General features: G+C 59.3%; 13 protein-coding genes, 1 other RNA gene and 3 pseudogenes. 9 read left to right on the top strand and 8 right to left on the bottom strand.

The annotated features are described in order from the left end of the window. The 3 genes from AB1576_01725 to AB1576_01715 all read left to right on the top strand — a co-directional run. Positions 1–290: zinc ribbon domain-containing protein (locus tag AB1576_01725; GenBank protein ID MEW6080512.1), on the top strand; the 290-nt coding region annotated here is incomplete at its 5' end. 31 nt (positions 291–321) lie between these two features. After that, a complete protein-coding gene (locus AB1576_01720) occupies positions 322–744 on the top strand; it encodes a 6-phosphofructokinase (GenBank protein MEW6080511.1) in 423 nt (140 codons plus the stop codon). Between the two features lie 372 nt (positions 745–1,116). Further along, entirely contained in the window at positions 1,117–2,046 is a 930-nt protein-coding gene (locus AB1576_01715) for a 2-dehydropantoate 2-reductase (protein MEW6080510.1), read from the top strand. Here the strand turns inward: AB1576_01715 and AB1576_01710 are convergent. The 3 genes and pseudogenes from AB1576_01710 to AB1576_01700 all read right to left on the bottom strand — a co-directional run bounded on the left by AB1576_01710 (position 2,043) and on the right by AB1576_01700 (position 2,585). Then, positions 2,043–2,339 carry a PQQ-binding-like beta-propeller repeat protein gene (locus AB1576_01710; protein MEW6080509.1) on the bottom strand — a complete coding sequence of 99 codons (297 nt, stop codon included), beginning with the start codon at positions 2,337–2,339 and terminating at the stop codon, positions 2,043–2,045. The genes AB1576_01715 and AB1576_01710 overlap by 4 nt on opposite strands. Next, positions 2,332–2,451 (bottom strand): annotated as a pseudogene (locus AB1576_01705) (hypothetical protein). Before AB1576_01705 ends, AB1576_01710 begins: the two are co-directional and overlap by 8 nt. Next, a pseudogene (locus tag AB1576_01700) lies at positions 2,400–2,585 on the bottom strand (hypothetical protein). Before AB1576_01700 ends, AB1576_01705 begins: the two co-directional pseudogenes overlap by 52 nt. 528 nt (positions 2,586–3,113) lie before the next feature. On the opposite strand from AB1576_01700, the gene AB1576_01695 reads away from it, so the two are divergent. From AB1576_01695 to rnpB, 4 genes are all read left to right on the top strand, one after another. Beyond that, entirely contained in the window at positions 3,114–3,821 is a 708-nt protein-coding gene (locus AB1576_01695; GenBank protein MEW6080508.1) for a class I SAM-dependent methyltransferase, read from the top strand. Further along, positions 3,805–4,908: a Nif3-like dinuclear metal center hexameric protein gene (locus tag AB1576_01690; GenBank protein ID MEW6080507.1), complete on the top strand. Its 1,104-nt coding sequence runs from the start codon at positions 3,805–3,807 to the stop codon at positions 4,906–4,908. The genes AB1576_01695 and AB1576_01690 overlap by 17 nt, the downstream gene beginning before the upstream one ends. Continuing rightward, entirely contained in the window at positions 4,909–5,328 is a 420-nt protein-coding gene (locus AB1576_01685) for a ribonuclease HI family protein (GenBank protein MEW6080506.1), read from the top strand. Between the two features lie 122 nt (positions 5,329–5,450). Next, an RNA gene (gene rnpB, locus AB1576_01680) (RNase P RNA component class A) lies at positions 5,451–5,800 on the top strand. On the opposite strand, the gene AB1576_01675 is transcribed toward rnpB, so the two are convergent. Then, entirely contained in the window at positions 5,797–6,192 is a 396-nt protein-coding gene (locus AB1576_01675) for a hypothetical protein (protein ID MEW6080505.1), read from the bottom strand. The two genes, rnpB and AB1576_01675, sit on opposite strands and share 4 nt — an antisense overlap. Before the next feature lie 68 nt (positions 6,193–6,260). On the opposite strand from AB1576_01675, the gene AB1576_01670 reads away from it, so the two are divergent. Further along, positions 6,261–6,479, top strand: coding sequence for a hypothetical protein (locus AB1576_01670; GenBank protein ID MEW6080504.1), 219 nt, complete (start codon positions 6,261–6,263; stop codon positions 6,477–6,479). 10 nt (positions 6,480–6,489) lie between these two features. Here AB1576_01670 and AB1576_01665 read toward each other — a convergent pair whose 3' ends face one another. The 4 genes from AB1576_01665 to AB1576_01650 all read right to left on the bottom strand — a co-directional run bounded on the left by AB1576_01665 (position 6,490) and on the right by AB1576_01650 (position 8,923). Beyond that, positions 6,490–6,900, bottom strand: coding sequence for a hypothetical protein (locus tag AB1576_01665; GenBank protein MEW6080503.1), 411 nt, complete (start codon positions 6,898–6,900; stop codon positions 6,490–6,492). Between the two features lie 11 nt (positions 6,901–6,911). Further along, positions 6,912–7,226 (bottom strand): metalloregulator ArsR/SmtB family transcription factor, encoded by a 315-nt coding sequence (locus AB1576_01660; GenBank protein MEW6080502.1) that lies wholly within the window; start codon positions 7,224–7,226, stop codon positions 6,912–6,914. A 180-nt stretch (positions 7,227–7,406) separates the two neighbouring features. Continuing rightward, positions 7,407–8,483: an ACR3 family arsenite efflux transporter gene (gene arsB / locus AB1576_01655; GenBank protein ID MEW6080501.1), complete on the bottom strand. Its 1,077-nt coding sequence runs from the start codon at positions 8,481–8,483 to the stop codon at positions 7,407–7,409. A 53-nt stretch (positions 8,484–8,536) separates the two neighbouring features. Then, positions 8,537–8,923: a metalloregulator ArsR/SmtB family transcription factor gene (locus AB1576_01650; GenBank protein ID MEW6080500.1), complete on the bottom strand. Its 387-nt coding sequence runs from the start codon at positions 8,921–8,923 to the stop codon at positions 8,537–8,539. Positions 8,924–9,114: 191 nt separating this feature from the next. Between AB1576_01650 and AB1576_01645 the strand changes: the two are divergent. Beyond that, positions 9,115–9,629: pseudogene (locus tag AB1576_01645) on the top strand (permease). The last annotated feature ends 235 nt before the right edge of the window (positions 9,630–9,864 follow it).

Raw genomic sequence — 9,864 nt, 5'->3', positions numbered from 1 at the left:
AAGTTGACCGGTTCTTTCCGTCAAGTCGCCTGTGTCTTAAGTGTGGGACTATTAAGGATGACTTGACGCTGAATGACCGAACATTTGTTTGTGAGTGCGGTTACACCGCAGGCAGAGATTGGAATGCCGCCTTTAACATTGAGGCGGAAGCGTTAAGAATCCATACTGGCCGGAGTGGGTTCACGGATAGTCTAAACGGGCGTGGACAGGATGTAAGACTTTTCGGAGCAATCCTGGATGAAGCGTCAAAATTGGCCGAAGAGAGGCGGCCTTCCAAACTTGCGATTTAGGTAGGTTTGGTAAACCAGGGACACTGGTCACCTGGCGCTGGCCGCGGGCGCCGAATCTATTCTTGTGCCCGAAATCCCTGTGAGCCTGGAGGATGTGTGCGATAGACTGAGGCGTGGAGTGGAAAGGGATAAGCGGCACTCCATCATAATGGTGGCTGAGGGAGTCCGGCCCGCGAACCTGATCGCTGCCGAGATATGGGAGAGCGTCAGGCTTGAGATGCGAGTGACCGTGCTCGGCCACGTCCAGAGGGGTGGGCCTCCGACGGTTACCGATCGCATCCTTGCAAGCCGCATGGGGGAAAGGGCGGTGGAAGCGCTGCTTTCGGGAAGATGTGGTGGGATGATAGGCACCAGGCATGGGTGTCTCTGGGAGGCTGATCTCGCGCAGGTTGCGTCTGGCCGCAAGGAGCTGGACCTTTACCTCTACCGTATAGCTCACAAACTCTCCATCTAGCGGTTCGCTGTACCGCGCTGCATGAGCTGGAAAGCCCAAGGCGGCCATTTGGTGGACCCCTCGCGGGATACCCAGAGGTGCCCCCCCACCCCACAGAAAATGATATCATGATAGTATTAACGAGGCAGGGTGGGGGACAGAGACTGCGTAGAAGAACCCTGTACCATACTGTACTGTGCGGCCACATGCCGCAGTGTTATCCCGGTGGGGCTTCGAGTATAACCCCTGTACTGGCAGGAGGCCCGCAGCAAACATCGATTCAGGCAAGATCGCCCTGTTCGTGCCCTATCATTGCACACGCGGACCACAGTAGCCCAGTTTGGTGTAGGGCTGTCTACTTGAAGAATGTTTATCCCCGGAGGAGGTCGTGGTGTGAAGGTTGCGGTGTTTGGCGCGGGAGCCATGGGTTCCCTATTCGGGGGATTCATGGCCGAGCACGGCCACCTGGTTACACTGGTGGACGTGTGGAAGGAACACGTTCACAGGATTAATGAGTATGGCCTTGAGCTGGTGGGAGTCAGTGGCGACAGGACTATCAGGCTCACTGCCACGCTGGATCCCGGGTCAGTGGGACCCGTTGATCTCTTGCTGGTATTTGTGAAGGCCTATCACACCTCCCAGGCCATGGAGAGCGCACAGCCCCTGGTGGATGCTGGCACGACGGTAGCTACGTTCCAGAACGGCATCGGCAGTATTGAGGCCATCGTACAGCACGTTTCCAGGGGCCAGGTGCTGGCTGGTGTAACCTCGTGGGGCGCCACGGTACTAGGTCCGGGAAGGGTGCGGCACGCAGGGGTAGGCGACTGTTTCCTGGGTGAACTGGACGGAGCCATGACCCAGCGGCTCGATGGTGTGAGCCGGGCCTTCAACGAAGCCATGATCCCCGTGAAGACTACTGACAACATTCTTGGCCTTGTGTGGACAAAGCTCATGGCCAATGTGGCGATAAACCCACTCACGGCTATTTTGCGGGTTCACAACGGAGACCTCCTTGACCACCCGGGTTCAGAAGAGCTGGGGAGGCTAGCCCTGGCAGAGGCGGTGGCCGTGGCCAAGGCCAAGGGTATCCGGCTCCTCCATGACGACCCTCAGGAGATGGTGAGGGAGGTGTGCAGGAAGACGGCCTCCAACCGCTCATCCATGCTGCAGGATGTGATGGCCGGGAGAAAGACCGAGATTGGATTCATAAACGGAGCCATTGTCCGGGAGGGAGATGCCCTGGGGATCCCCACCCCGGTGAACCTGGCTCTCACCCGGCTAGTCCAGACCATAGAGCGGACATATGATTGCAGGGTTACCTAGCCACCCACCGCATAGAGGTTCCTGTGACCGCTTCGGAAGATCACCATGCCGCCGGATACCGTGGGTGAGGACTCCACAGGACCCCCGGTCGTAAACTCCCAGCGCTTCTTGCCTGAGCGTGTGTCCACTGCGTAGAGGGCTCCGTCGTTGCATCCCACGCAAATTGAGGAGCCGGCGATGGCTGGGGAGGAGTAGATGGCCCGGTTGGTCCAGAACCCCCACTGGAGTTCCCACCAAGGCGTAAAGGTTGCCATCGTACGCCCCGGAATACGCAACCCCGTCTTGTACCGCAGGGGATGACCATACGATGCCCGCAGTGGTGTAGCGCCAGGACTCTTCGCCGCTGCGTCCAGGGCGTAGAGGCTCCCATCCAGGCTGCCGAAGTAGACCCTCCCGCTGGCACACGGGGGTGGAGTAGACGCTGTCCCTGGTCTTAAAGCGGGGCTTCCCCTGAACAGGGCGGCTCGCCGTAGTCCACTGCCCGAGGAGGCTGCTCTCCCGGTTCTTCCAGGGGCCGGTTCCTCCACTGGGGTGCCCATGGCTCAGGCTCGGGCCGTCAACGGGCGCTGGGACCTGGCTGCCCGCCCTAGCCTCAGGTGAGCATGAGGCCAGGGCCAGGATCGCCAGGCACATCAGGGCTACCATGAGAACCGGCGCCAAGGGGATACCATTCGCTACAGGACGCGGCCTTGGAGAGACCACCAGCGGCCTGGGCCCACCTCGTCACACGTTAAATGACTCCTCCTGAGCCGTCTTGCTGTCCCTCTTTCACTTCCAGGGCTCGCGTCTCCTATCTACTGCGCCGCGTTGGCGACAGGGCCTTCTCACTCCGCTTTGACGTACCTGGAAACACCGCTGTTCCGCTAGATCTAGCGGCGGCTATCTACCGGGTGCACTGCAGGCCCGGGCATCCTTCACGTGGGCTCGAGCCTCTTAGACCACAATAGGCCCGGGGTAGGGTGACCAGGGAAGCCTCCAGGGCCTGCAACGGTTTCCACCATACCTTGGCTCACCTGTGTTATAGTTTACTAGAAATCGCACATGGGTGTAGGAGGGACTCATATGGTATGAGAACGCTGCCAGGCCGGCTGAAGAGCATAGCCTCAATGGTGAGACCGGGCACAGTGGCGGCGGACGTGGGGACGGGTCACGGCCTCCTGGCAGTCTACCTGGTGGCTAGCGGTGTCTGCCCTGGTGTCATAGCCACAGAGGTTAACCCTATGCCCTTAGTACATGCCCGGGACCGGGCTGCCCAGGAGGGTGTATCGGGCATGATTGAGTTCCGCCTGGGCTGGGGACTGGAACCGCTGGCCCCCGGTGAGGCCGGCTGCATTATCGTGGCGGGACTGGGAGGCGACCTGATGCTCAGGGTTCTCCTGGGCCGCCCTGAGGTAGCCAGGGCAGCCCCTCTTGTTCTTGGCCCCGTGGCCAGGGAGGAGTCCCTCAGGAGGGGGCTTTTGGTTCACGGCTTCAGGATAACCCAGGAGGACATCGTGATGGATAGAGGCCGTATCTACCAGACCATCGCAGCGGAAGCCGGCGATGATGCGGTGGGCCCGGATGTCTTCCTGGAGATCGGTCCCAGGGCGTGGGAGATGAGACACCCTCTCATCCGGTGCCTTATCTCAAGAAGGATTGAGAGATACGGTGGCATAATAAGGGAGATGGAGAAAGGCGCCGGGGCCAAGGCCTCTTCCAGGCTCCGGGCCTACCGCAGAAGGCTTGACGAACTGCTGGCGCTAAGGGAGGATCTGGACGGTGAAGCCCAGGGTTAGTGATATAGTGGCAATCATGGAGGGCCTGGCGCCTCCGGGGCTGGCTGAGCCATGGGACAGGATTGGCCTTCAGGTCGGCTCGCTTGAATCCCCGGTAGAGGATATCCTGGTCACCCTCGACGTCGAGGAGGAAATGGCTGCCCCCGGGCGGCTGGTGGTGTGCCATCACCCGCTGTTCCTGAAGCCGCCTGTGGATCTCAGGCTGGACAGGCCCCTGGGCAGGCTCCTTGGCGAGATGGTAAGGGCTGGCACATCGGTACTGGTTGCCCATACCAACCTGGACGCGGCGAGGCAAGGCACGGCTGATGCCCTCTACTTGGTGCTCAAGGAGCCCCTGGGGCTGCAGGATGCTGTGCCCTTTGCAGGGAGCAGGGAGTACTGGAAGATAGTGGTGTTCGTGCCAGCGGGTCACGAAGACGAGGTCAGGGAAGCCCTGGCCTCCGCTGGCGCCGGCCACATTGGAAGGTACAGTCACTGCTCATTCCAGGCTAGGGGTACCGGTACCTTCAAGCCCTCTGAAGGCGCCACACCATACACCGGGCGCGCAGGCCAGCTGGAGAGGGTGGAAGAGTTCCGCCTGGAGACTGTCGTGGAGAGCGCCCTGGCCCCTGGTGTGGTCAGGTCTATGCTGGATGCTCACCCGTACGAGGAGGTCGCCTACGACCTCTACCCCGTGGCCCAGAAGGGGCCTGGCAGGTTTGGACGGATTGCGGATCTAGATACGCCGCTTTCCATGGAAGACCTGGCGATCAGGGTCTCCGCGGCCCTGTCATCCCCAGTGCGGTCAGTGGGTTCCGGTGAGATACCGCGCCTGGCACTGGTCCCGGGAAGCGGGTGTGAGTTCCTGCAGGAGGCATCCTCCATGGGCGCCCGGTGCCTCATAACCGGGGACGTGCGGTATCACCAAGCCCGGGAGGCACTGTCCATGGGCTTCGGCCTCCTGGATGCAGGGCACTTTGCCACCGAGGTGCCTGTTGTCGCGAGGCTGGCCGGTACATTGAGGGAAGGGTTGAGTGCCCGGAACCTGGCAGTTCCGGTGAATGCATGGCAGTCTTCGGATCCCTTCCGGTACTGGGGGTGTTCTTGAGTGAAGGCCGTGCTCCATGTGGATGGTGCCTCAAGGGGCAATCCTGGGGAAGCCGGTGCAGGCTTCTGGCTCCATGACGGGCAGGGACAGAGAATTGCACAGGTGTCAAGGTATGTTGGGGTCTCCACAAACAACGTTGCGGAGTACATGGCATTGATCTGGGGCCTTGAAGAGGCTAAGCGTCTTGGAGTGAGAGACATCACCATCAAGACCGACAGCGAACTTGTAGTCCGCCAGGTGCAGGGCATCTACAGGGTGCGGCATGACAACCTGACACCCTTGTTCAACCGCACAATGGGGATTCTGAAGGGTTTTCAGCATTGGGAAATACTGCATATACCAAGGGCTCTCAACAAAGAAGCGGACAAGCTGGCCAACCAGGCCATTGATGGATCTTCAAGCCTGCAAATCCGGTTCTAGACTGGCGAAACGCGCATACCGGTTGCTCGGACTCAAAGTGGTCCTTGGTGTCCTGGTGCCATGGCACTCGGTTCCATTGACTGGCAGCGTCATTCGCTGTATGATTGCCATGCGAACGCAGACGAGCAGACTGAGTGGTCGCGGGCACATGGCCGCGAGGCAGTGTCTGAGGAAAGTCCGAGCTCCACAGGGCAGGGTGCTGGGTAACGCCCAGTGAGGGTGACCTCAAGGAAAGTGCCACAGAAACATACCGCCTGAGTCATCAGGTAAGGGTGAAACGGTGCGGTAAGAGCGCACCAGCGGTCTGGTGACAGGCCGGCTAGGTAAACCCCACCCGGAGAAAGACCAAATAGGAGGGGGATGACGCGGCCCGCTGAGCCCCTCGGGTTAGGTCGCTAGAGGTTCCTGGTAACAGGGACAGGAGATAGATGACCACTCTAGACAGAACTCGGCTTACAGGTCTGCTCGTTATGTCGCGAAGCGCGCGGGGTCAGTAGATCCCGGGCGCTTCTTTTTGCCTCGAAAATGCAGACGCATTTTCATTCCCTGTTGTGCCAAACCGGCATGGGCGGTTGCTCCCAACTGGATATGGGATGCCCTCACTCCAAGCAAGCGCAGGGCATTTGCGATGGCCACCAGCGCTGCACCGTCATCGGCCTGGATAACCATGACCAGTGTGAGCCACCCTGGAAAGACCAGTGACAGTGCCAAAGCCTTCACTCCCAGGGAGAAGCCGATGTTCTGGCGGATGATCCCCTTGGTGGTGCGGGCCAGGCAAAACAGGTAGGGGAGACGGCAAAGGTCATCGCCCATGAGGACCACGCCCGCTGTCTCCAGGGTGATGCCGGGTCCTGTGGAACCCATGGCAATCCCTACGGATGCGGTAGCCGTGACGGGGGATCCTGGTCATCAAGTCCTCAAGGGTCGTTGCCTTGTCAGGGTCTGCCAGGGCTATGAGGCCCAAGAGGTTCCTGTCCTACGCACACCATAGTGGCCGCTTCGCCCGCCAGGCGAGCCAAGTGCGCCTCCGCTACCCCAAGATCGATACCAGGCTCTTGAAACCAGGAGGGGGACCCAGTGTAGAGAGTCGTCTTCCCCAGGCGGGCCGGGGCGCCCTTGCCGGCAAGTGCCTGGAAATCCCTGGTGGGTAGGGGTGTAACACTATGTTCCTGGGCCTTCTCCACAATGGCCTTGGCCAGCGGGTGTTCGGAGGATGATGGCGCCGTCCGTGGCAACGATCAGGAGCACATTCATATCCAGGGTAAGCCGGGCCAGGTTGGCCATGGCTTTCAGCATCACCTTGAACCCACCTGCGGCCACGGATGTAAGGGCGAGGGCGACTACAGCATGCTGGGAAATGCCAAGTTCTGTCGCCATGATGCTCCCTGCCAGGAATAACCCGGACAAGACCAGCCAGGGGCTTACTGCCCCGACGGGTGTCCTGGGTGCCTGGCCTTCCGTACCAGCGCACTGGCCCGCGCAGGAGCAGGCTGCGGTGGCGTTTCCCAGGCCGGGCGGGTCTGGCGCACTTTGTGCATCCTGCTGCAAGACGGGTTTTCTTCCTGTGGTCACAGGGTGCCCCCTTAGTTGTGCGTAAGGTGATCTAAGGCTTGTTGCAGCATTAAGACTACGTGCTCATCATCGAGGGAGTAGAAGACCGTCTTGCCTTCCTTGCGGTACTTTACCAGTCTCAAGACACGAAGGAGCCTGAGGTGATAGGAGACCGCCTGGGGCGTAAGATCCAGCAAAGAGGCGAGCTCGCAGACGCAGAGTTCACTCTCGCGCAATGCGTAGAGGATCCTGATCCGCGTGTTGTCCCCTAGCGCGTTAAACACTTCGGCTACATGGGGGAGGGCATCCAGGGATGACCTGATCCTCTCCAGATTTGCGGGATCGATGTGGCCTCCCGGGCAATGACTCGTTCCTCGTTCTTTGCTCAAGGGGAGACCCTCCTCAGTAATATATTTAAATACCTATTTAAGTATAGGCACAGGAGGGGTACCCGTCAACATGCCCGGGAAGAAGAAACCCCGGAGTCCCGGGGTCTCTGGAGGTGTCGCTCTTTTTGTGGAGACGGCCTAGGCCGCTCGCTTCCTGGGGAACCAGTGCGAGGTCCTCAGGCAGATCCTTACCAGCGCCAGCATTAGAGGCACCTCGATGAGCACGCCGACCACAGTAGCCAGGGCAGCTCCGGAACCGAGCCCAAATAGTGTGCTTGCGGTGGCAATAGCTACCTCGAAGTGATTGCTTGCCCCTATCATAGATGCGGGCGCCGCGTCCTCGTAGGTCAGCCGCAGGATCCGGGACAGGGCATAGCCCACCGCGAAGATCAGCAGTGTCTGCACGGTCAGGGGAAGGGCGATCATCCCGATCACCACGGGTTGGGCTAAAATGATATCACCCTGGAGCATGAACAGGAAGATCAGCGTAGCCAATAGAGCTATCACCGATACCTTGCCGGTATGCTTCAGGAACACTGTCTCGTACCACTGGATCCCGCGGGACCGGATTAGCCTGGTCCTGGAGAAGTAGCCGGCGACCAGGGCCACGCCCACGTAGAAGAGGATGGCAAGGAGCAGGGTCAAGAATGGGACCCTGATGTTGGAGGCACCCAAGAGAAAACTCCCCAAGGGGGCGTACAGGACCAGCATCGTAATGGAGTTAATGGCGACCATTACGAGGGTATGGCCCATGGACCCCTGGGCCAGGTAGCTCCATACCAGGACCATGGCTGTGCATGGGGCTATTCCAAGGAGGATCATCCCGGCAATGTAGGAGGTGGCCATCTCGGAAGGGATGAATGGCGCCCATACCACTCTCATGAAGAGCCAGGCGAAGAAGAGCATGGTAAAGGGCTTGATGGCCCAGTTGACCACCAGTGTAAGTGCCACCGGTTTAGGGTTCTTGACAGCCTCCACCACTTCGCTGAAGTCTATCTGGACCATGATGGGATACATCATGCCAAAGAGGAAGATGGCCACAGGTATGTTGACCTGCGCCACCGACAGGGAATTCAGGAACTCAGATGTGCGGGGGAAAAGCGCCCCGAGCCCGATGCCCGTGGCCATGCAAAGAAGCACCCAGAGTGTCAGGTACTTCTCAAAGAAGCCCAGACCCCGTTCCCTCATGCTATCACTGTTTCTTGCTTCGGCCATTCCTGTCCCAACCTCCTCGTCCTGGACTTCCAGGTGCGTCAGGATGCCCTCTCTTACTCGATCCTCCGGGCATCCTTGCGGTCGTAGCTTGCGCACAACTCGTCAACGGGGATCGCGCGAACCCTTTCGCGGCGTTCCCGGTCTTTCTGGATGGTGGAATCCTTGAAGAGCATGTCCTTGAGCAAGCTCAGGAAGGGCTCGGCATAGGGATTGACTTGGGTTTCGCAGATGTAGTAGTACACCCACCTGCCTCTTCTGGTATCCTCAATGAGCCCGGCCCTCTTCAGTATGGAGAGTTGCTGGGACACACTGGACTGTCCCAGCCTCAGGGAGGCGACTATCTGGCAGACGCAGAGTTCTCCCTCCTCCAAGAGCTTCAGGATCCGGAGCCGGGTGGGATCAGAAAGGGCTTTCGTAACAGGGAGCAATTGCCTGAGCAATCTAAGGGCTCCTTTCGGGTAGAGTGATATCGTCATTTGATAATATAATGATATGTGCCACCCGTTTTGGCTGTCAAGATCGACGCGTCTTTGCCTTGCCGGGCCCGGGGGAGTGAACCCAGGTGGCGAGGGATGCGTGGCAGGATCACGGGTGAGAAAGAGAAACTGCGCCTCTGATGGGGGAGAAATCAATGAGGGAATGGCAAAAGGCCTTGATCATCGCTGCAGTATTCCTGGCAGCGTACTTCGTTCCGTTTGGCACTGCTCGTGTTGATGGTGCTGTTGTGGAGGCACTTCCACATGCTCCAGGAGTACGCACGCGAGCACGTCTTGTTCTGCCTCGTGCCGGCATTCCTCATTGCTGATGCCATAGCGAACTTCGTCTCGCAGGGTAGCGTCATTAGACACTTCGGGGGCGAGGCTCTGAAGTGGATGGCCTACCACCCTCCATAGCGTCAGTATCCGGCCCCATCCTGGCTGTATGCTCCTGCACGGTGCTCCCGCTCTTCGGCGGAACATACAAGAGGGGAGCGGGTATAGGGCCAGCCGTTGCCTTCCTGTATTCCGGTCCCGCCATCAACGTGCTGGCCATCATCCTCACCGGGAGGGTTCTGGGCTGGCCGTTGGGCGTGGCCAGGGCGTGGGGGCAGTGGTCTTCTCGGTGGTAATAGGCCTGGTGATGGCTGCCATCTACCGCCGGGAGGAGGATGAAACAGTTACCGGATAACTGACTTTTCCTCTACAAACCTGCCCGAAGCATTTGACAAGGAGGCAAGAATGATGTATACTATAGAGGAGATTGGTGAGGATTTCATGGTGGTCAACGGTGAACGGATTGAAGTTGACCCGCCATTTGAGACCGTGCCAGACAAGCAAGAATATGAGATTTGGTTGAACGAGGTAATGCTGGATGCTGTTGAGACAATTGGAAGTAGAGAGAA

It is taken from the genome of Bacillota bacterium, assembly GCA_040754315.1.
Taxonomy (GTDB): Bacteria; Bacillota; Sulfobacillia; order DUSP01; family JBFMCS01; genus JBFMCS01.
Note: the sequence above shows the minus strand (reverse complement) of the source record. Positions and strands in the feature narration are given on the sequence as shown.

Excerpts from the sequence above, each read along its gene's own strand:
- AB1576_01675 (MEW6080505.1), bottom strand. The coding sequence starts at position 6,192 with ATGGGTTCCACAGGACCCGGCATCACCCTGGAGACAGCGGGCGTGGTC.
- AB1576_01695 (MEW6080508.1), top strand. The coding sequence starts at position 3,114 with ATGAGAACGCTGCCAGGCCGGCTGAAGAGCATAGCCTCAATGGTGAGA.
- arsB (MEW6080501.1), bottom strand. The coding sequence starts at position 8,483 with ATGGCCGAAGCAAGAAACAGTGATAGCATGAGGGAACGGGGTCTGGGC.